Here is a 20842-nt window from a genome sequence, read left to right on the forward strand (position 1 = left end):
CGAATCAGTCTCTATCGGTGCATTTATCAATCTCTCGATTATCTTACTCTTTATTCTTTTGTTCTAACATCTCTGTTAAAACGGCTGTCAATTCAATATGTCTACGAACGTGTATTTCTTTTTCTTTCGCTTGTTTCTCAAAGCGGGTGCAAAACTACAACTTCTTTTTTAATTAGCAAGAACTTTTTAAAGAATTTTTGAAACTTTTTTTTCGTTTCTTTTCTCTGTTTATTCCTACCAACCTTTCAATGAACTTCCCATGTTTTGCGGGGTGCAAATGTAACATCCGTTTTCAAATCTCACAAGCTTTTTCGAATCTTTTTTTGAAAATAAATTTTCAGTTTGATTCATAATGCCTGTCAGTATTTCCGAGAACGTTAGTCGCTGTTGCGGGTGCAAAAGTAGGGAGTTTATTTACATCTGCAAGCCTTTTTATTATATAATTTCAACCTTTTTTAAAACTTTTTCTTAACTCGCTGATAACACACTTTTTACAAATGCAGCTTTTTTTGGTTTTGTGGGAAATTTCAGAATGTCATTGCGCTTTTCTTATTTTAAGCTTTTAACCAGGTGCCATTTTTAGGGACTTTATACCTTAAAGGGTGTTTTATTCCTTTATACAGCCTTTAAGTTTTGGCCTTTCTTTGGCTTTAGGTCGCTTTTCCTGTTTTTCTTGTAATGCTCTTAACGGATATGCCTTATCTTGATCCAAAGGTGCAGGGTTTCTTTTCTTTCCTTATATAGGTAGCCAAACAAACCCGACAGGTTTTTAAAACCTGTCGGGTTGCAGAAACGAAATCCTTTGGCTTTTGGGTTTCTTGTTTAAATTCAGTTCACGCAAAGGCGCAAGGGCGCAAAGTTTTTTCTTTGTACTTATATGGAACGTAAATTTCTTCTGAAAACTACTGCCCTAGCCCCGATGGAAGTGGAAATCCTTTTGCTTTTTTCTGTAAAAAGCAAAAGATTGCAACGGACAGCGGGAAATAGCTTCTTATTAAATTCCAAATTTTTAAACTCCAAATTCCAAAAGCTTCGCTGTGCTTAACTGGAAAAAACAATTACCTTATACCTATAAAAATAAACCCGACAGGTTTGGAAAACTGTCGGGTGTAGAACGAAATCATTCCTTATATATAGGAGAGACTATTTTTTGTTTACTGCTTTGGCTTTTGATTCCCAGTAGTTCATGAGATCATCGTAGTTTACGGGATTTGCAGGCTTCTGATTCACCAGTCGGCCGGATTCGAATCCTCTTAGAAGAATTGTCTCTATGAGGTAGTCTTCGTTGGATTCATAGGGTTTGTATTCCGATTTTAAACTGATATCAAATAAATTGGCAGTGGTATTGGATACAAAGGCTTTGAAACCGCTTTTTAATGTGCGAATGAGTTCATAGGTGGTGATGCCTGTTTGTCGGTGGACGAGCTTTACCAGAATTTGTCCTTGTTTACGGGAAAGCTTCTTTAGCCTTGCTTCGAATTCATTATTAAGGTAGTCCTCTACAATTTTAAAATACTTTTTCTTTTCGCGATTGGTTTTTAATCGCGCCATTCCCTGATTTAAAGCCGTCAGTCTGTCGGCAGCTAATTTTGCATACGGATACACTTTGTAAACCCGGTTTTGAAGAATCAGGAACTGCTTTTGCGCTTCGGGATCCAGTTTTTCTTTGGAAATAATAATCTCAGGCAATTCAATTGTATCGTTTAAAATTGAATCCTGTTCGGTTAGTGTATAACCCATTTCCTGATTTTGTTTAGGCGTAACTTGTGCCTGACTTGTAAACGAAATCATTATAAAGAATAAAATGCAGTAAGTAAATCTCATTGAATCATAATTTAAGTGTAAAATTATATATTTATACACAACTCTGATACCAAATTTATAAATTAGCAAAAAAATATTTTTATGAGCACAGCATCTATCTTAAAAGATACGTCAATTGCTTTCCTGGAAAGCTACCTAAATAACGCCTCTCCTACCGGCTATGAAAGCGAAGGACAAAAACTCTGGATGAATTATCTGAAACCTTATGTAGACACTTTTATTACGGACACTTACGGAACGGCCGTGGGAGTTATTAACCCCGATGCGCCTTTTAAAGTGGTTATTGAAGGCCATGCCGATGAAATTTCATGGTACGTGAACTACATTACTGACGATGGTTTATTATATGTAATACGAAATGGTGGTTCTGATCATCAGATTGCACCATCGAAAAGGGTTCACATTCATACCAAAAAAGGAATTGTAAAAGGTGTTTTCGGCTGGCCGGCTATTCATACGCGTCTGCGTGATAAGGAAGAGTCACCGAAAATCAGCAATATTTTTATTGATTTAGGTTGTGAAACGAAAGAGCAGGTGGAAGCAATGGGTGTTCACGTGGGTTGTGTGATTACATATCCGGATGAATTTATGATTCTGAACGAAAATAAATTTGTTTGTCGTGCCATTGATAATAGAATGGGTGGTTTTATGATTGCTGAAGTAGCCCGTTTACTTCACGAAAACAAGAAGAAATTACCTTTTGGTTTGTATATCGTAAATTCAGTTCAGGAAGAAATTGGTTTACGTGGTGCCGAAATGATCGCACATACCATTAAACCAAACGTTGCCATCGTAACTGATGTCTGCCACGACACGACAACCCCTATGATTGATAAAAAAGTGGAAGGTGACCTTAAAATGGGGAAAGGTCCGGTTATTGCGTACGCTCCGGCAGTACAAAACAAATTGCGCGATTTAATTGTGGATACTGCCGTGGAAAACAAAATACCTTTCCAACGCCATGCGACTTCGCGTGCGACAGGAACTGATACGGATGCTTTTGCTTACAGTAACGGCGGTGTAGCTTCGGCATTGATTTCTCTTCCGCTGCGTTATATGCATACCACTGTTGAAATGGTTCACAGAGAAGATGTGGAAAATGTGATTCAGCTGATTTATGAATCATTGCTGAAAATTGAAAACAATGAAACTTTTTCCTATTTCAAATAATAGAAAAATAAAAAACGTTACTTCGGTTATTTGATGATCGTATTGAATAACCGAATTGACCAATACAAAACAGCATGAAGATTTTACTACTCGAAGACGATTTTACCTTATCTAAAGAAATCTCAGCGTTCTTTACTTCGAAGGAATTCGAGTGTTTTCCTTTTTACGATGGTTCTTTATTATTGAAAAAATATACTCCCGACGATTATGATTTAATAATCCTGGATATTAATGTCCCGGGAATAAACGGAATCGAAGTGTGTAAAGGTATCCGGGCAACAGATAAAAAAACTCCCATCATTATGCTGACCGCTTTTAGCGAAATTGAAGATAAATTAGCTTCTTTTGACAATGGTGCAGATGATTATCTGGTTAAACCTTTTCATTTTGAAGAGCTGTACGCAAGAATCTCGTCCTTACTGAGGCGAAAGGAAATTCCGCAACACGTTGAAACTAAAATCATGATTCAGGATTTGGAAATTCTGGAAGAAGAGATGAAAGTGTTTCGCTCGGGAGAAGAAATCAAACTGACACCGAAAGAGTTTAAGCTGATTCTAATTCTGGCGCATGCTAAAGGAAAGGTTTTATCGAAACAATTTATTGCCGAAAAGCTTTGGGATTACCACATCGAAACCAATCAGAATACGATTGAAGTTTATATTAATTTTTTGCGAAAGAAAATTGATAGAGACCATGAAACAAAATTGATCCGGACCAAAATTGGTTACGGCTATTATATTACTACTTGTATTGTTCAATCAGGTAGTATTGGCTCAAAATGCAGTTACACTTCAGGATTGCGAAAGCCAATTTCTAAAAAACAATCTCTTTTTATTGGCGTCTCAGTACAATATTGATGCGTCAAAAGCACTGACCATTCAGGCGCGTATCTGGGATAATCCGACTATTACAGCAGAACTAAATGCTTATAACCCCGAAAGAAATCAATATTTTGATATTGGTAAAGAAGGCCAGAAAGCATTTGATACAGGCAAAAGTAGCCCAAATGAAACTTCCATCCGGATATACAGTAGGCTGGACAGGAGAATTCGAAAATCAGGTTCGCGCCAGTACGCGGCTGGCTCAGGTAGTTCCAATCAGTTTAATCGGGATTTTTGTATTGCTGTTTATCCTTTTCGGAAACATTAAAGATTCCTTACTCGTTTTAGCCAATGTGCCTTTTGCGATCATCGGAGGAATTATTGCTTTGCATCTTACCGGTATGAATTTCGGAATTTCCGCAGGCGTTGGTTTTATTGCCCTGCTTGGAATCTGTATCCAGAACGGGGTAATTCTGATATCTGAATTTCATCACAATCTGAAATCCAAATTAACACTTGAGCAATCAATATTTCTGGGCGTTAAAGCAAGAACAAGAGCGGTAGTGATGACAGCCCTTATCGCCTCAATAGGTTTGATGCCGGCAGCCATTTCGACAGGAATTGGTTCTGAGTCCCAAAAACCACTGGCGATTGTTATTATTGGAGGTTTAATTACAGCAACGATTTTGACTTTATTGGTTTTCCCAATTATTTTCTGGGTATTCAACCGCAAAAAAGATGTCCCTATTGAATAGCGGATTTTAAAATACAGGAATTGGTTAAATTAATTTGGTTTGGTTAAAAAAAAAGCATCATTATCATAATGGCGCTTTTTGATTTTGTGAACTCTTCATCGCTTCATATTACAATTCAGAAACATTTCAAACAAAAAAACGGCCTTCTGCTCAGGGAAGGCCGTTTTATTATACTAACTCAAACTCTTTTAAACTATTTCTTATTTTAAGTCTTTTAAAATAGCAATAGCATCTGTTGCGTTTGATAATTGTGCGTATTTCAAAGCTGTATATCCTTTTTCATTTTTATCTGAAGGACGAGCGCCACTAGCTAATAAAATCTTGATAATTTCAATTTTGTTGTATCGGGCAGCAGTCATTAAAGGAGACATATCGTCTGATTTTTCGTTTACATTAGCTCCGTATTCAATAAATTTTTTCACTCCTTCAACATCTCCTTTGCTAACAGCAACATTTAATGGAGTTGAATCGAATAAAGAGACTACAACTTGTTCGTTAACAATTGTTTTGTGATTTGAAGCCATTGCAACATTTGCAAACGTTACTAAAGCTAGTCCTAAATAAATAACTGAATTTTTCATAATGGTTTTGTTTGTTAAAATTGATTGATAAAATATGATTGATGATCTTAAATACTTGTACAAATGTAAATTAAAAATCAGTATATTGTATTACAAGGTACTATGTTTTAACTAATTCTTAACCTTTTGTTAATGATTCTTAATTAATGCCCTGTAATTTTTGACTAATTCTGTTTAATAGACGTTGCAAAGGTAGAAATGTTACACATATTCGAATATTTTTAAAAAATAATTATCGGATATTTTGAAATTTTAAAAAGTAAAACATTACTTTTTTAACTTAACTTTGATATTATAAATAAAAATGATTTAATTTTTTAATCAAAATCATTTTTTTGGCCAATAATTCATACTAAAATGATCTAAATTAATTATTTTCAAAAAAAAATAAAAAATAAGAAAATACTTAAATTACCGTAATTGGTTTGTACAAAGATAGTGGCTGCTAAAATGGGTAAAATATTATTTTCTAAACCGGAATGAGATCTCAATGACCGGAAAGATTTAGAAAAACAACCGGAAAATCCCGCAACAAAAGTGAAGCAATACTTTAGCTTATAAAAAAAGCGCAATTCAGTTTAAATTGCGCTTTTGTGTTACTGTGCTATGAAAGTTATACTTTTACTTCAGCCCTTTTAAAATAGCGATACATTCTGTTGATTTTGAATATTCGGCATATTTTAAAGCGGTAAGCCCTTTGTCATTCTCTATCGAAGGTTTAGCGCCGTTCTCCAGCAAAATTTTAATAATTTCCGGATTATTGTAACGTGCAGCAAGCATCAGGGGCGACATCTCCCTTACGATTTTATTTACATCCGCACCGTACTCGATGCATTTTTTAACACCTTCAATATCACCTTTGCTGATAGCAAAATGCAATGGTGAACCGTTGGAAACTCTTAATTCGATTTGACCTTCTACTGAAGATTTTTGACTTGAAGCCATTGCTACATTTGCAAATGCTAATAAAGCTACTCCTAAAATAATTACTGATTTTTTCATGACGATTGTTTTGTTAAATGATTGATGATTATGATGATTTAATATAAACCTGTTTAATTAAATAAAGGTTATTATACTATAGACTACTAAAAGGCTAAAACGTTACAGTTAAATGCAAAGAAAATACAAATAAAAAAAAATGCAACTCATTTTAACTTGAGTTGCATCTTCTTTTATTTACCATTAATCATTTGATTATAAACTTATTGTCATAAACATCTATCAGGTCTTTTTCAAATAAAGTAAAAGGGTCATTATAAAAATTTATAAAATCAGGAACACTGGCCTGACCGGGAAACGGAGCGTAAAAATGAGTTGGACTTGTAGTATCATTTCTCCAAACCAAAACGTAAGCCAGTTGTAATTTCTTAGATTTTAAGGTTTTTAATAACGTTTCTGTCCACCAATTTGCGTCCGGAATTGATTCTAATCCCGTCTCAGTAAAAGCGGCCAGTTTATTTTTTCGGATTGCCACATCTGAGATTATCGTAAGTCGCTGCAGTCCGGCTTCTACATTATATTTTCCGTCCCTGCCAAAATCGCCGTAATCATCAAGACCAAACATATCTACAAAATCATCACCGGGATAGCGTTCTAAATATTCCGTTTCAGAATTGAATCTGGTATCCGGTGAAAAGGCGTAAATAAAATTATGAACCTTTAATGTGTCTCTTAAATAAGCAACTGTAAATTGCCAGACCGCCATAAAATCTTCCCGGGAAGTGTATTTCTTTCCCCACCAGAACCAATCTCCGTCAAACTCGTGAAAAGGCCTGAAAATCATTGGAGCCAATATTCCGTCTTTTCCTTTCACGGAATGCGCAAAATCAGCAATAGTTTTTAAAATCGTTTTGTATTCTTCGTGATGCGACCCTCCGGGTTTAATCAATGCCATAGCGGCCACCGAAGAAGAGTCTTTCCAATAAAAACCTTCATTGGAAACGGGATTTCTGAAATGCCAGGAAACGGTTGTAATTCCGCCACGCTCATAAGTTGCGATTACATTCTTTTTCAGGAGGGCGGCGGTCTTTTCAATTTCTTCTTTCGAATGGCCTGAAAATCCGCTAAAATCAATCCCAACAACAGCCGGATGTGAACCTGTAACAGACTTTACATCAGACCTGTCTGCTTCATCTGACCAGCCATGACCGTATTCCAGCGCATGCTGATGTCCGAAAAGGATATGTTTTTTTGAAATTAGTTTGAGATTCCTGTACAAGGCCTTGGTTTCCCTAGTGGCCTGCTTATCAAGCTGTGCAAAAAGAAAATGCCCTGCTATCATACATAGAAATAGCAAGGCATTTTTTTTATCGGGTATACATTTCATGGTTTAAATAGTTAGTTTAAACCCGAAAATTACGCTTTAGTGGAAAGGTAATCTAATACGTTTTTATCAATACGTTGATCAATATTAGCAATATCGGCTTTTACGAATTTTTCTCCTAAGATATTCTCGTATAACTCAATATATCTTTCTGAAACTGATTCGATATAAGCATCTGTCATCTCCGGAATCTGCTGTCCCTCCTGACCCTGAAATCCATTTTCGATTAACCAGCGGCGTACAAATTCCTTTGATAATTGTTTTTGCTCCTCCCCTTTGTCCTGTCTTTCCTGATATCCGTCAGCATAAAAATAACGGGAAGAATCCGGCGTATGGATTTCATCAATTAAAACAATAACCCCCTCCTTTGTTTTTCCGAACTCGTATTTGGTATCTACTAAAATCAAACCGCGATCAGCAGCGATTTCAGTTCCTCTCTGAAATAAATCCCTTGTAAATTTTTCTAAGACAATATAATCTTCTTCCGAAACAATTCCTTTTGATAAAATAGCTTCACGGGAAATATCTTCGTCATGAGAACCGTTATCTGCTTTTGTTGTTGGCGTAATAATCGGTTCCGGGAATTTATCGTTTTCCTTTAGACCTTCTGCCATAGTTACCCCGCAGATTTGTCTTCTTCCCGCAGCATACTCGCGTGCAGCATGACCTGAAAGATAACCACGAATGACCATTTCAACTTTAAAAGGCTCGCATAAATGTCCTACCGCCACGTTTGGATCCGGTGTAGCAATCAGCCAGTTTGGTACAATATCTTCCGTCAATTCCATAAATCTTGTCGCGATCTGATTCAAAATCTGGCCTTTGTACGGAATTCCCTTTGGTAAAACGACATCAAAAGCCGACAATCTGTCGGTTGCTACCATTACCAAAAGTTCGTCGTTGATGTTATAAACTTCTCTGACCTTTCCGCGGTATACTGATTTCTGATCTGGAAAATTAAAATTTGTAGTTGTGATTGTATTGCTCATTATGCTTTGTTTGTGTTGTTTTATCATTGCAAATTTAAAACTAATTAAAAGAGGAAGCAAAAAAAGTATTCAGTTTTCAGTCGCAGTTTTCAATCTGAAAACTGTGACTGCGACTGCGACTGAAAACTGCGACCGAAGACTACTTCAAAAGTGTGGTGTTAAACAAATCCAGGATTCGGCTGTATTCGTCAATCCATGAATATGTTTCCTTAAAACCATGTGCCTCTACCGGAAAAGAAGCAAGTGTCCAGTTTTTTTTCTGTAATTCGATAAAACGTTGTGATAAGCGTACGATGTCTTTGTATTCCACATTATCGTCGACCATTCCGTGGAGCATTACCAGGTTGCCTTTCAGGTTATCCGCATAATAGATTGGAGAACTTTTTTTGTAGGCCTCCGGATCTGTTTCAGGAAAATTCAAAATATTTCCGGTGTAGCCGTGATTGTAATGTGCCCAGTCGGTAACGGAACGCAAAGCTGCGCCCGAAGCAAATTCTCCCGGAGTAGTCAGCATTCCCATCAAAGTAATAAATCCTCCGTAAGAACCTCCGTAAATTCCTACTCTATTAGGATCTATGCCTAAATTATTCACTAAATATTTTTTACCATCCAGATGATCAGACAAGTCTTTTCCTCCCATAAAGCGATAAATTCCGGTTCTGAAATCACGGCCGTAACCGTCACTTCCCCTGTAATCAATGTCCAAAACGGTATAGCCCAGATCGGTTAACAAATTATGGAACATGTATTCCCTGTAATAATTACTCCAATAATTATGTGCGTTTTGCAGATAGCCGGCTCCGTGTACGAAAATAATAGCTGCTTTATTGGCATTTTCTGTCTTTGGTGTATACAACCTTGCATTTACAGGAGTTCCGTCCCCGGCCTTAAAAGTAATAACCTCCGGTTCTCTCCATTGGTATTTTTTAAAACTTTCTGAAGGTGAAGATGAAATTTGCTGTAATACGGTATTCTTTTTATTCTCGGCTACATAATAATCCCAGGGTTTGTTTTTATAAGAATAGCGTACCAAAAGTGTTTTTTCGTCCGGAGATACTAGTACTTCATGAGCTCCGTCTTTCGTTAAAATGGGCTGCGGAATACCTTCTGCAGTATTTAATTTATAAAAATTCCTGTTTCCGGGATGCGTGGTATTGGTCGTTAAATAGAATGTTTTTTTATCTTTCGATAATGTCAGATCACGAACTTCCCAATTTCCTTTTGTAAGCTGATTTTTTACTTTCAATTTCAAATTGTATGTATACAAATGCGAGTATCCTGTCGCTTCTGACTGAAAATAAACGGTTTCGTTATCGGCTAAAAACCCAAGATTTCCAGGCTCAAAAGAGTACGATGGAATTCCCGGTCCGCCAATCCAGGCTTCATCGTGCTGATGATCAATTTCTGTAAAAGAGCCGTTTTCCAGATTCAGGCTCACAATCCATCGGTCTTTATTGTCCTGGCTTCTTATTTCTGTAATGGCAAATGATCCGTCTTCGTTATAAACAGGTGAAAGCGCAACAATTAGCTTGTCTTCTTTCTCTTTGTTCTTTAAATTATCATACGTTTTATAATACTCCGGAACATCCTGGATATGACTCAGTTTTGAAAAATTTACAAAATAGACAGAATCTTTAGCCACAGAATAAATTCCAAATTGGGTTTTTACCAGATTAGCCGTCGATACTTTTTCTTTGGTGTCAGGAGTCTGATTATAGCCGTCATCTGTGATAAAAACTTCCATTTTTTCCTGTTTGACTTCACTATTTTCTATTAAACTGAAGGTAGCATAATTCCCTTTCGGACTCGCTTTAAGGCTTACTAAATTATCTTTCCCGTAAAAGTATTCTTTTGCAAAATCAGACTTAACCGTTTTATTTTTAGCTAAATTCCATTGTTTTTTGGCTTCTTTATCTTTTATAAACTGAAATAATTCCTTTTGCTGGTTTTTCAGGAAACTATCTTTTTCGGGTGTTTTTTCTTTTTTAACTCCTTTGGTGAAATTAGTAATCTGCAGTATGGTCGCTTCTTTACTATTGTATTTGAAGATATTTCCGTTTTGTTCAAAAAATAGGATTCCGGGTTCGCTTCCTAAGGCAAGATCAGAAATCGGGTTGTTTTGCTGATATAACTTTTTTACTGAGTTCGAGCTAATGGTATAGGAATACAATCCTCCTTTATCTGTATAATAAGCAATGTCTGATCCTGATTTTATTTTAAAATCAAACTTGGAAAAAACTGCCTCTTTTGGTTCAACGAGTACCGGATTCGAAAAACCTTTTTCCCAGGAATAGGTGCTCGCTCCCAGCTCATCTTTCGGGTTCCATTCGAAATAAACTTTTTTTCCATCCGGGGACCATCTTCCATTTGTGGGCTGATTACCAATAAAAGATTCTCCTTTCATGATCTCTTCTAACTTTAAAGTCTGACTTGTACCTGTTATGGAAAGAATTAAAAAAGCAAGGATAATGGTATTTTTAATCATAATTGTTGTTTTTTAGTAAAGCAAAAATACACTTTGAAAAGAATTAAAAAAATGTTTTTAGCCATAGCTTCCTAATTCAATTGAATTCAATCCATAAAAATCAAACGGTTTAAAATTTAAAGGTCCTTTTCAGAAAAAAAATGTAGTTCTATTTCCTGTCCTAATTAAAAAAAACTGCTAATAATTGATAGACAATTCATTAGCAGTTTATAAAATAAAACCATCAGTCTGGTTTCTATATCATTTAAAATTAGCTTGTTGCAAATTCCTTATCCAGAATTCTTGATGCAATATATCTGGCCACACCATCTTCAGCATTCGTCTTAATGACTTCTAAGTTTGGTAGCGTTTCTTTTAATAAGGCCGGTGCATTCCCCATGATCAGGCCTTTACCGGTTGCAGATAACATCCGAACATCATTAAATCCGTCTCCAAACGAAACTGCCTGATCCATCGTAAAACCTTCTTTTTCTAAAACCGTCGCAATCGCCACAGCTTTATCGATAGATTTATCCATAAATTCCAGACAAGTCGGCAAACTGAAAGCATGATGCAATTCACTGGACGATTTTTCTAAAATTGCATCTTTCAATGCTACCAGTTTTTCATGATCGTCGTGGGAAAAGAATATTTTTATAGCTCCGAAATCTTCTAATGTTTTATAATCAACCAATTCCGGAAGATATTTTAAATCTGCCTGAAAACTGTTTAGTTTTTCACTTAATTTATTCGTCTGCCAGACATTTTCCTTGAATAAAACCACGGTAATTTCAGGGTCTATCTCTACATTTAAGGCTGCTTTCACCACATCACTGTTGAGATTAAAGGCGAAAAGCGGTTCTTTTTCGGGTGAATGGATTCTTGCTCCGTTGGAACTTACCAGGTAAACCGGAACATTCAGCGTTTCGATAATCGCCATTGCATCGAGATGATGACGGCCGGTCGCAACAACTATAAGGTAATTTTGATTGTGAAGTTCCTGAAAAATGGATTTGGTATAGTCTGATATTCTGTGTTGCGGGTTGAGTAAAGTTCCGTCAAGGTCACTTACCACAACTTTTATATTTTTTAATTTTGTCATATTAATTGTCAGGTATGTATGATGTGCAAATTTAAGGTTTTGCCACCAGTTGAGCAAAGATTATAAGCCCTGAAAGCCTAAAATGACGCAAGTTTATTATATATTTAACTATTTCTTCAAAAAGTAAATTATTGCTAATTTATACTTTAATAATTCCCGATTTATATAAATTCAAAGCCTTCTGCAAAATAATTTCGATCGTTTCCAAAGGTAAATCCTCTGAAAAATCAAGCATCATGATTTTCATTCTCGAGCGACCTTCCTGAATTAAAAAAGATTCTTCAAAGTATTTCCCTTCCACAATTCCGATATAAGGCTGTTGGAGTTTTTTGTGAATCCATAAATAGCAGAACATTTTTCCTTTGTAACAAAAAAAAGGCATTCCGTATTTCAGCACGTTGGTAATGTCTTTGTCCTGACGCAGGATAATTTCTTTTAAAGAAAGCAGCACCTCTTTAAAAGGCTGTTCCTGCTTTTCGTAAAAATCATCTGTTTCTTTCATAATAAAAGATTTTGAACCAAAAAAATATTCGTTTTACGCATTTCTGAAGAATGTATAAAACGAATATTTCATTTTTTTTGCCACAGATTAAAGGATTAAAATGATTTTGTAATCTGTGAGAATCATCTAATCTGTGGCGAAAATTATTTCACTAAAATCATTTCACGATCTTAATCGTGATTTTCTATTTGTTTATAAGCATCAATTACCTTTTTCACTAATCTGTGACGTACGATATCTTTATCATCCAGATAAATAATTCCGATTCCGTCAACGTCTTTCAGAACCAGAATGGCTTCTTTAAGACCAGAAATAGTTCTTCGCGGCAAATCGACCTGTCCGGGATCACCCGTAATCATAAACTTGGCGTTTTTCCCCATACGGGTCAAAAACATTTTCATCTGTGAGTGGGTGGTATTTTGTGCTTCATCAAGAATTACAAAAGCATTATCAAGTGTGCGCCCACGCATAAATGCCAGTGGCGCAATCTGAATAATTCCTTTTAAAATGTAATCTTCAAGTTTTTCGTTCGGAAGCATATCGCGTAATGCATCATAAAGCGGCTGCATATAAGGATCCAGTTTTTCTTTCATATCACCGGGTAAAAAACCAAGGTTTTCTCCCGCTTCTACGGCCGGTCTGGTTAATATGATCCTTTTTACTTCTTTATCTTTAAGTGCTTTAACAGCCATTGCAACACCTGTGTACGTTTTTCCTGTTCCGGCCGGACCTACTGCAAATACCATATCATTTTTTTTAATGGTATCTACCAGCAGCTGCTGGTTGGGCGTCATTGCTTTTATAATTTTACCCCCAACGCCATGAACCAGAATTTTGTCATGATCATACAATCTTTTTTCATCCTGACCGTCACTCATGATTACGCGTTCAATTACATTGTCGTCAATGTTGTTGTATCGGGTAAAGTGCAACATTAATCTTTGAAATCTTTTTTCGAATTCGTCTAAAACTTCTTTTTCGCCAAATGCTTTCAAAGTCGTTCCTCTCGCTACTATTTTAAGCTTTGGATAGTACTTTTTAATGATTTCCAGATGGCTGTCCTGAGCGCCCCAAAATTCTTTTGGCGCAATGTCTATTAGCTCGATTATTCTTTCGTTCAAATGAGATAGTTTTAAATTAAAATTAAATCTTTTTTTTTAATCAATTGGCTGTCGGGTAATTTATATCGTAAAATGCAAATTGTGTTTTCTTTCTTGCATTTATGACTTTACTATTCTTAGCTTTGCATTTCTCAAATTTAATGAAAATTAGATTTAAAAACTACCAATAGTTATAAACAAAATGATGTCAATAATTACCCTTACTACCGATTACGGCTTAAAAGACCACTTTGTTGGTTCGCTAAAGGGTAAAATATTATCAGAGTTTGCCGAAGCTGTAATTATTGACATTTCACATGACGTTGACCCATTTAACACTGCAGAAGCAAGTTATATTATAGGAGCGTCGTATCTGAGTTTCCCGAAAGGAACCGTACATTTAATCGGAGTCGATATTGAACGTAATAAAGAGAACCAGCATATTGCCATGCAGTGGAACGATCATTACTTTATTTGTGCCGACAACGGTATCCTGAGTATGCTCACGCAAAAAATAGTCCCGCAAAAAATTGTTGCCATCAATATTCACGATCGTTTTCCATCAGAATCTACGGATTTGGATATTTTTATACAAGTGGCGTGCCACATCGCAAAGGGCGGATTACTGAATGTGATTGGAAAAGAAATTCCCGGAATCAAAGAGATAAACGAATTACAGGCAGTCGTGTCAAACGATGGAAATTCGCTAAAGGGCTATGTCATCTACATTGATCATTTTGGAAACATTGTCACCAATATCTCCAAACAGCAATTTCTGGAAGTTGCAAAAGGCCGTAAGTATGAAATTGTAATGAAACCAAAAAACATCAAAACAATACTTCCCGCTTATTCGGCTATCGCTACCTCTGAAAAATATCCGATCAAAACGTATGAGGGAGAGAAACTGGCGATCTTTAACGAGGCCGGTTTTCTCGAAATCGCTATTTTCAGGAGTAATCCATCAAAAGTGGGTTCTGCCAATAGTTTGCTTGGATTGAACTACAGGGACGTGATTACCGTTCAGTTTTCTTAGGTAAATTTTAGATTAAAAAATGCGTGAAATTTGGAATTTGGAATTTCATTATTGGATTTTAATTTTTTTACTAAAAAGAACAATCAATTTTGGTATTTTTGCGCACCTGTAAATCTTTAGAGATTAAAAAATCTAAAATCAGCAATCTAAAATCTAAAATTATAAAGATGTTTGTCAGAATTGTAAAAATGAGTTTTCACGAAGACCGGATTCCGGATTTTCTCGAAAATTTCGAAACCGTCAAAGACAAAATACGAAAGGCGAACGGAAACCGTTTTTTAGAATTGTACCAGGACAAAAATGACAAATGCATCTTTTTCACCTATAGTTATTGGGAAACAGAAGCTGATTTAGAAAATTACAGGCAATCGGAACTTTTTAATTCCGTCTGGAGTTTTACCAAACAATTATTCAACGCCAAACCGGAAGCCTGGAGCGTAGACAAGCTGGTGAGCTTAGAATAGTTGGCAGTCGCGGTTTTCAGTCTCAGTTGCGAACGTGAAACCTGAAACCTGAAACAATTAAACAAATCAACGATTAAACAAATAAAAAACGAATAAACGTTATACATGAAATCAATCATTTTACGGGAAATAAAATCCTTTTTCGGCTCTCCTGTTGGCTATTTGGTCATTGCTGTCTTCCTGATCAGCAACGGGCTATTTTTATGGGTTTTTGAAGGAGACTATAATATTCTGAATACCGGATATGCGGATTTAACCCCGTTTTTCACCTTAGCGCCGTGGATTTTGATTTTCCTGGTTCCCGCCGTTACGATGAGAAGTTTCTCTGACGAAAAAAAACAGGGCACTTTGGAATTGCTTTTAACCAAACCTTTATCAATCTGGGAAATTGTAAACGGAAAGTTTTTAGGATCTTTATTTTTAATCGTCCTGGCAATTGTTCCGACTTTTATTTATGTACAGGTAATTTCGAATTTAGGTTTTCCGGAAGGCAATATCGATATGGGAAGCACCATTGGTTCCTATTTTGGATTGTTATTTTTAATTGCTGCGTATTCGGCAATAGGGATTTTCACTTCTACCCTGTCCGAAAACCAGATTGTGGCTTTTATCATTGCGGTTTTTCTATGTTTTATCTTCTATTTCGGATTTGAAGCAGTAGCCTCATTAGTACCGGGGTTTTCAGGTATTATTTCAGTATTTGGAATGCAGGACCATTTTAAAAGTATGAGCAGGGGTGTAATCGACACACGCGATGTTATTTATTTCTTAAGTATCACCGTTTTGTTTTTGTCTTTTACTGTTTATAAATTAAAATCTTTTAAAGCCTAATGAAAACAGCAACGCAACAAAATATCAGAACGTTAGGTATTACGGTTTTCGTTTTAATTGTTTTAAATGTACTGGGAAGCTTGTATTTCCAACGATTTGATTTAACGAAAGACAAACGATATACTTTATCCGAAACCTCCTTAAATATTGTAAAACAGGTCAAAAATCCGTTATCCATCAAGATTTACATGCAGGGAGATCTTCCTGCAGATTTCAGACGTTTACAACAGGAGACCAGACAATTACTGGAAGAATTCCAGGCCTACAACAACAATATTGTTTTTGAATTCGTAAATCCGATGGAGAATGAAGAAGAAAGCATGAGTGTTGTAAAATCATTGTACCAAAAAGGCCTTACGCCAATCAACATAACAGTAGACGACAAAGGAAAACAATCCCAGGCAATGGTCTTTCCATGGGCTATTGCAGTTTACAACAATAAAGAAGTAAATATTCCTTTATTGAAAAACAGAATGGGTGCCTCGACCACACAAAAAGTTATTGGGTCTATTCAGCACTTAGAATATTCAATTGCCGATGCCATCAATAAAATCACCAAAGACAAACAGAAAAAGGTTGCCATTATAAAAGGAAATGGTGAAATAAACGAAATCCATATCGCCAAAATGCTGATGCAGATTCGCGAAAGTTATTATATCGGGCCTTTTACACTGGACTCTGTTGCCAAAAATCCAACAGGAAGTTTAGAAGCTTTGGAAAAATACGATTTAGCTATTATTTCAAAACCAACTGAAACTTTTTCTGATGAAGAAAAACAGGTTTTGGACCAGTTTATCATGAATGGCGGAAAAACACTCTGGCTCATTGATCAGGTGGCCGCAGACATGGACAGTTTATACAATCAGTCCGGCACAACGCTTGCGTATCCGAGAGATTTAAACCTGAACGATATGTTCTTCAAATACGGGTTCAGAATCAATCCGGATTTGGTAAAAGACGAAAACGGAAGCCCTATAAAGCTGGCTACCGGAGAACAGGGAAGCGCGACGCAATATCAGGATTTTCTATGGAAATTTGCACCACTGGTTTATCCGGGCAGCCAACACCCTATTGTTAAAAATTTAGGCGGCATTAAATTCGATTTTGCCAGTCCGATTGATACTTTGAAAAACGGAATTAAAAAAACGGTTTTATTACAATCATCACAATATTCCAAATTCATCGGAACGCCGGCAGAAATCAGTTTAAACATTGTTTCCGAAAAAACTTCGCCTCAGGATTATGCAGGCAAAGGAAATTTACCGCTTTCGGTTTTACTGGAAGGATCTTTTCATTCTGCTTTTGAAAACCGTATTTTACCTTTCAAAGAAAACAACTTTCTTGCAAAAGGAAAACCAACGAAAATGATTGTGATATCGGATGGCGATTTAGCAAGAAATCAACTGGACAAAAACAGAATGCCGGTAGAATTGGGTTATGATCAGCGCACAGGAAATCTCTATGACAACAAAGATTTTATGATGAATTGTATCAATTATTTACTGGATGATACCGGACTTATCAACATTAGAAGCAAGGATCTGGATTTACCATTACTGGACAAGGAAAAAGTTTATGAAAATTACAGCCTTACGCAATTCATAACTATCGGGCTTCCAATTCTTATTTTATTGGTTTTCGGACTTGCATTTACCTACTTCCGCAAAAGCAAATACAGTAAATAGATGTTAATAAAAAAATTACGAAACTAAGATTGTTTACGATATATTTGTAAAATGTATCTTAGTTTTTAAAAGAACTAAAGTATTTTCAAAAAAATAAAACAAAACAGATGAAATTTATAGTATCGAGTTCATATTTATTAAAACAATTACAAGTTTTAGGTAGTGTAATCAACAGTAACAATACGTTGCCCATTTTAGACAACTTTTTATTTGAACTAAACAATAATGAGTTAACAGTTTCTTCTTCAGACCTTGAAACTACCATGTCGGCTACCTTATCTATCGATTCTACAAGCAAAGGAAGCGTAGCTGTACCTGCAAAGCTTTTGCTTGAAATTTTAAAAACATTCCCGGAACAGCCTTTAACTTTTACCGTTGAAGATAACAATACAGTAGAGATTAGTTCAAACTCAGGTAAGTATGCTTTGGCCTATGCTGCCGGAGAAGAATTTCCTAAAGCTGTAAACCTGGAAGACCCGTCTGTAACAGTAGTTCCTGCTGAAGTTTTAGCAACTGCAGTAAGCAAAACCATTTTTGCTGCCGGAAATGATGATTTACGTCCGGTAATGTCAGGTGTTTTCTTTCAGTTTTCACCGGAAGGATTAATTTTCGTTGCTACTGATGCACATAAATTAGTAAAATATGCCCGTACCGATGTAAAAGCATCTCAGGTGGCTGATTTTATCATGCCAAAGAAACCTTTGACTATCCTGAAAAGTATTTTGGGAAGTTCAGATGCTGAAGTGAAAATCGAATATAATGATTCAAATGCGACGTTCTCATTTGACAATTACATCCTGATGTGTCGTCTTATTGATGGAAAATACCCGAATTATGAAGCGGTAATTCCAAAAGAAAACCCAAATAAATTAATGATCGATCGTTCTTTATTTTTAAGTTCTGTTCGTCGTGTGGCGATTTTCTCGAACAAAACAACACACCAGATACGTTTAAAAATTGCAGGAGCAGAATTGAATGTTTCCGCTGAAGATATCGATTACTCGAACAAAGCTGAAGAAAGACTGACTTGTGATTATCAGGGCGATGACTTACAAATTGGCTTTAACTCCCGTTTCTTAACAGAAATGTTAACAAACCTGCAGTCCGATATGATTATGCTTGAAATGTCATTACCAAACAGAGCCGGGATTTTAACTCCAGTAGACGGTTTGGAAGAAGGAGAAACGGTTACCATGCTGGTAATGCCTGTGATGTTAAATAGTTAACATCAAAACTTCTTTTTGTTACAGGGATGTTTTTTAATTTCGAATTAAAGATATATCATTGTAAAAAAAAATATCGCTATTAACCAACCATTTTTTATACCTAGAAACCGCAATTCTTTTTTTAAGATTTGCGGTTTTTTATTTGGGGGGTATTTTTGTTTCTGGTTTCAGGTTTCAAAGTTTCAGGTTGAAATGCGATTAGGTTTATGCGGGTTTTTACCGCAAAGTTCGCAAAGTTTTTTTTATGCAGGACTGCAGGTTAAGAGCGCAAAGCTTTGCGCTCTTCCGCAAAGCAAACACAAACCTGAAAAAACTTTGCGGTTAATAACATCACCAGTAGCAACCTGAAACGTGAAACGTGAAACGTGAAACCTGAAACCCGACAGGTTTTTAAAACCTGTCGGGTTTATTATTCAATAAAAACTTGAACCCTTAAACATGAAACTTGAAACCTGAAACATTTTTTTTTAACTTCGTCATATGAAAATAGAAATTTGGTCGGACATCATGTGTCCGTTTTGTTATATCGGAAAAAGACAACTGGAAACAGCTTTAGCTGAATTTCCAGATTGATGAATCTAATGCAATATGAGAATTAAAGAAATAGGGGATTTTTTGATTGGTAATGGTTTTCAGTCAAATGGCAAAAGTGATTTTTTCAAAGAAAACGATGAGTTTACAAAATGTGTCAATATTCAAAGGAAAAGTTCTACAAATGTTTTCTTTATAAATTTAGGCGTCGATCCTGTTTTTAAAAGGTATGATGATAAGGATTCGCCTCGAAAGGAAATTCATTGTTACATACGTCATCGAATAAGTTCGGACAATGAATTTGATGTTTTTCCCTTAAATACTGACGATGATGTTGATATTACAATTAATAGAATAAAGTACGAGGCATTGCCATTCTTTGATTTTTTCAGCACTCTTAATAAGGTTTTTAGTTCTATTACAGTAAAGGATCTTGACGAAGGAGCTATCCCGCAACAGCTACAATCTGTGGCTCGTGCCAGATTAGCATTAATGTGCATGAGATATTTCACTGCTACTAAAAATATTGCTCAGGCCTATGAATTTGCAAAATATGGTCTTTCTGTAGCTGGCATGGCTAGTGGCTTAAAAAAAGAATTTACTAACATGATAAAAGAAATTGAGTAAACCCGGCAGGTTTAAAACCTATCGGGTTAATTATTCAGAAAAAACCTGAAACCTGAAACTTCAAACCTGAAACTTCAAACGTGAAACATTTTTTTTTAACTTCGCTATATGAAAATAGAAATTTGGTCGGACATCATGTGTCCGTTTTGTTATATCGGAAAAAGACAACTGGAAACAGCTTTAGCTGAATTTCCAGATGATGAATTTGAAATTGAATGGAAAAGTTTCCAGCTTGACCCCACTATCTCACCAGAACCGGATAAAGATGTTTTTACCTATCTGGCGGAACGAAAAGGAATGTCAGTAGAACAATCAGTGGAAATGCATAAAAGTGTCGCAGAACGCGCAAAAAGTGTTGGTCTGGATTATCATTTTGACAAAGCTGTTATTGCAAATTCATTTACAGCGCACCGAATCATTCAATTAGCTAAAACTAAAAATTTAGCCGACGAAATGGAAGAGATTTTCTTTAAGGCTTATTTCACCGAAGGAAAAGATTTAAATGACGGTCCGACTTTACTTGAACTCGCTGAAAAAGCCGGTCTGGATAAAACCGAAACTTTAAAAGTACTCGAAAACGAAAAGCTTTTTTTAAGCGACGTTCACTCCGATATTATCGAAGGACAGCACGTTGGCGTACAAGGAGTTCCTTTCTTTGTTTTTGATCGAAAATATGCTGTTTCAGGAGCGCAGCCTGTGGAAACTTTTGTACAGACAATTAGAGAAGTACAGAAGTAATGAATCTGGATTTTTAGATATTTCGATTTTTAGAATTTTAGATTATTTCCTTTGTGTTATAAGTTCTCTAAAT

The 20842-nt window shown here is 35.9% G+C and carries 18 protein-coding genes and 2 pseudogenes; 11 read left to right on the forward strand and 9 right to left on the reverse strand.

Features of this window, described 5'->3' with window-relative positions; genetic code table 11:
* Window positions 1-1143: 1143 nt before the first annotated feature.
* Window positions 1144-1824 (reverse strand): DUF4294 domain-containing protein, encoded by a 681-nt coding sequence (locus D0817_RS00005; protein ID WP_127336347.1) that lies wholly within the window; start codon window positions 1822-1824, stop codon window positions 1144-1146.
* Between the two features lie 81 nt (window positions 1825-1905).
* On the opposite strand from D0817_RS00005, the gene D0817_RS00010 reads away from it, so the two are divergent.
* The 3 genes and pseudogenes from D0817_RS00010 to D0817_RS00025 form a co-directional block, all read left to right on the forward strand.
* The gene (locus D0817_RS00010) at window positions 1906-2994 is read left to right on the forward strand and encodes a M42 family metallopeptidase (protein WP_127336348.1); all 1089 of its coding nucleotides are present in this window, start codon (window positions 1906-1908) and stop codon (window positions 2992-2994) included.
* Window positions 2995-3068: 74 nt separating this feature from the next.
* Window positions 3069-3851: a response regulator transcription factor gene (locus tag D0817_RS00015; protein WP_238160787.1), complete on the forward strand. Its 783-nt coding sequence runs from the start codon at window positions 3069-3071 to the stop codon at window positions 3849-3851.
* Window positions 3852-3982: 131 nt separating this feature from the next.
* Window positions 3983-4570, forward strand: a pseudogene (locus D0817_RS00025) (efflux RND transporter permease subunit); the annotation flags it as partial.
* 200 nt (window positions 4571-4770) lie between these two features.
* On the opposite strand, the gene D0817_RS00030 reads toward D0817_RS00025, so the two are convergent.
* The 8 genes from D0817_RS00030 to D0817_RS00065 all read right to left on the reverse strand — a co-directional run bounded on the left by D0817_RS00030 (window position 4771) and on the right by D0817_RS00065 (window position 13655).
* A complete protein-coding gene (locus D0817_RS00030; protein WP_127336349.1) occupies window positions 4771-5151 on the reverse strand; it encodes an ankyrin repeat domain-containing protein in 381 nt (126 codons plus the stop codon).
* A gap of 621 nt (window positions 5152-5772) precedes the next feature.
* Window positions 5773-6153: an ankyrin repeat domain-containing protein gene (locus D0817_RS00035; RefSeq protein ID WP_127336350.1), complete on the reverse strand. Its 381-nt coding sequence runs from the start codon at window positions 6151-6153 to the stop codon at window positions 5773-5775.
* Between the two features lie 187 nt (window positions 6154-6340).
* Window positions 6341-7480 carry a glycoside hydrolase family 26 protein gene (locus tag D0817_RS00040; protein WP_127336351.1) on the reverse strand — a complete coding sequence of 380 codons (1140 nt, stop codon included), beginning with the start codon at window positions 7478-7480 and terminating at the stop codon, window positions 6341-6343.
* Between the two features lie 29 nt (window positions 7481-7509).
* On the reverse strand, window positions 7510-8466 hold the full coding sequence (locus D0817_RS00045; RefSeq protein WP_127336352.1) for a phosphoribosylaminoimidazolesuccinocarboxamide synthase: 957 nt from the start codon (window positions 8464-8466) through the stop codon (window positions 7510-7512).
* Between the two features lie 139 nt (window positions 8467-8605).
* Window positions 8606-10951, reverse strand: a complete 2346-nt coding sequence (locus tag D0817_RS00050) for a S9 family peptidase (protein ID WP_127336353.1) — start codon at window positions 10949-10951, stop codon at window positions 8606-8608.
* 250 nt (window positions 10952-11201) lie between these two features.
* A complete protein-coding gene (locus D0817_RS00055; RefSeq protein WP_127336354.1) occupies window positions 11202-12032 on the reverse strand; it encodes a Cof-type HAD-IIB family hydrolase in 831 nt (276 codons plus the stop codon).
* Window positions 12033-12171: 139 nt separating this feature from the next.
* Complete coding sequence (locus tag D0817_RS00060; RefSeq protein ID WP_127336355.1) at window positions 12172-12534, reverse strand: DUF1801 domain-containing protein; 363 nt, start codon at window positions 12532-12534, stop codon at window positions 12172-12174.
* Window positions 12535-12704: 170 nt separating this feature from the next.
* A complete protein-coding gene (locus tag D0817_RS00065) occupies window positions 12705-13655 on the reverse strand; it encodes a PhoH family protein (protein ID WP_127336356.1) in 951 nt (316 codons plus the stop codon).
* Window positions 13656-13839: 184 nt separating this feature from the next.
* Here D0817_RS00065 and D0817_RS00070 point away from each other — a divergent pair, with 184 nt between their 5' ends.
* From D0817_RS00070 to D0817_RS00105, 8 genes and pseudogenes are all read left to right on the forward strand, one after another.
* Window positions 13840-14667 (forward strand): SAM hydrolase/SAM-dependent halogenase family protein, encoded by an 828-nt coding sequence (locus D0817_RS00070; protein ID WP_127336815.1) that lies wholly within the window; start codon window positions 13840-13842, stop codon window positions 14665-14667.
* Window positions 14668-14834: 167 nt separating this feature from the next.
* On the forward strand, window positions 14835-15131 hold the full coding sequence (locus tag D0817_RS00075; RefSeq protein WP_127336357.1) for a putative quinol monooxygenase: 297 nt from the start codon (window positions 14835-14837) through the stop codon (window positions 15129-15131).
* Window positions 15132-15236: 105 nt separating this feature from the next.
* Window positions 15237-15962 (forward strand): gliding motility-associated ABC transporter permease subunit GldF, encoded by a 726-nt coding sequence (gldF, locus tag D0817_RS00080; RefSeq protein WP_127336358.1) that lies wholly within the window; start codon window positions 15237-15239, stop codon window positions 15960-15962.
* Window positions 15962-17647 (forward strand): gliding motility-associated ABC transporter substrate-binding protein GldG, encoded by a 1686-nt coding sequence (gene gldG / locus D0817_RS00085; RefSeq protein ID WP_127336359.1) that lies wholly within the window; start codon window positions 15962-15964, stop codon window positions 17645-17647. The genes gldF and gldG overlap by 1 nt, the downstream gene beginning before the upstream one ends.
* A 107-nt stretch (window positions 17648-17754) precedes the next feature.
* Window positions 17755-18873, forward strand: coding sequence for a DNA polymerase III subunit beta (dnaN, locus tag D0817_RS00090; RefSeq protein WP_127336360.1), 1119 nt, complete (start codon window positions 17755-17757; stop codon window positions 18871-18873).
* 480 nt (window positions 18874-19353) lie between these two features.
* Window positions 19354-19443, forward strand: a pseudogene (locus D0817_RS00095) (DsbA family oxidoreductase); the annotation flags it as partial.
* A gap of 18 nt (window positions 19444-19461) precedes the next feature.
* Complete coding sequence (locus D0817_RS00100) at window positions 19462-20031, forward strand: DUF4304 domain-containing protein (RefSeq protein ID WP_127336361.1); 570 nt, start codon at window positions 19462-19464, stop codon at window positions 20029-20031.
* A gap of 108 nt (window positions 20032-20139) precedes the next feature.
* The gene (locus tag D0817_RS00105) at window positions 20140-20769 is read left to right on the forward strand and encodes a DsbA family oxidoreductase (RefSeq protein ID WP_127336362.1); all 630 of its coding nucleotides are present in this window, start codon (window positions 20140-20142) and stop codon (window positions 20767-20769) included.
* Window positions 20770-20842: the final 73 nt, after the last annotated feature.

The organism is Flavobacterium cupreum (assembly GCF_003996965.1).
Taxonomy (GTDB): domain Bacteria; phylum Bacteroidota; class Bacteroidia; order Flavobacteriales; family Flavobacteriaceae; genus Flavobacterium; species Flavobacterium cupreum.

Bases quoted from the DNA above. Each gene is read 5' to 3' on its own strand.
- D0817_RS00005 (WP_127336347.1), bottom strand. From the start codon at position 1,824: ATGAGATTTACTTACTGCATTTTATTCTTTATAATGATTTCGTTTACA.
- D0817_RS00010 (WP_127336348.1), top strand. From the start codon at position 1,906: ATGAGCACAGCATCTATCTTAAAAGATACGTCAATTGCTTTCCTGGAA.
- D0817_RS00015 (WP_238160787.1), top strand. From the start codon at position 3,069: ATGAAGATTTTACTACTCGAAGACGATTTTACCTTATCTAAAGAAATC.
- D0817_RS00030 (WP_127336349.1), bottom strand. From the start codon at position 5,151: ATGAAAAATTCAGTTATTTATTTAGGACTAGCTTTAGTAACGTTTGCA.
- D0817_RS00035 (WP_127336350.1), bottom strand. From the start codon at position 6,153: ATGAAAAAATCAGTAATTATTTTAGGAGTAGCTTTATTAGCATTTGCA.
- D0817_RS00040 (WP_127336351.1), bottom strand. From the start codon at position 7,480: ATGAAATGTATACCCGATAAAAAAAATGCCTTGCTATTTCTATGTATG.
- D0817_RS00045 (WP_127336352.1), bottom strand. From the start codon at position 8,466: ATGAGCAATACAATCACAACTACAAATTTTAATTTTCCAGATCAGAAA.
- D0817_RS00050 (WP_127336353.1), bottom strand. From the start codon at position 10,951: ATGATTAAAAATACCATTATCCTTGCTTTTTTAATTCTTTCCATAACA.
- D0817_RS00055 (WP_127336354.1), bottom strand. From the start codon at position 12,032: ATGACAAAATTAAAAAATATAAAAGTTGTGGTAAGTGACCTTGACGGA.
- D0817_RS00060 (WP_127336355.1), bottom strand. From the start codon at position 12,534: ATGAAAGAAACAGATGATTTTTACGAAAAGCAGGAACAGCCTTTTAAA.
- D0817_RS00070 (WP_127336815.1), top strand. From the start codon at position 13,840: ATGTCAATAATTACCCTTACTACCGATTACGGCTTAAAAGACCACTTT.
- D0817_RS00075 (WP_127336357.1), top strand. From the start codon at position 14,835: ATGTTTGTCAGAATTGTAAAAATGAGTTTTCACGAAGACCGGATTCCG.
- gldF (WP_127336358.1), top strand. From the start codon at position 15,237: ATGAAATCAATCATTTTACGGGAAATAAAATCCTTTTTCGGCTCTCCT.
- gldG (WP_127336359.1), top strand. From the start codon at position 15,962: ATGAAAACAGCAACGCAACAAAATATCAGAACGTTAGGTATTACGGTT.
- dnaN (WP_127336360.1), top strand. From the start codon at position 17,755: ATGAAATTTATAGTATCGAGTTCATATTTATTAAAACAATTACAAGTT.
- D0817_RS00100 (WP_127336361.1), top strand. From the start codon at position 19,462: ATGAGAATTAAAGAAATAGGGGATTTTTTGATTGGTAATGGTTTTCAG.
- D0817_RS00105 (WP_127336362.1), top strand. From the start codon at position 20,140: ATGAAAATAGAAATTTGGTCGGACATCATGTGTCCGTTTTGTTATATC.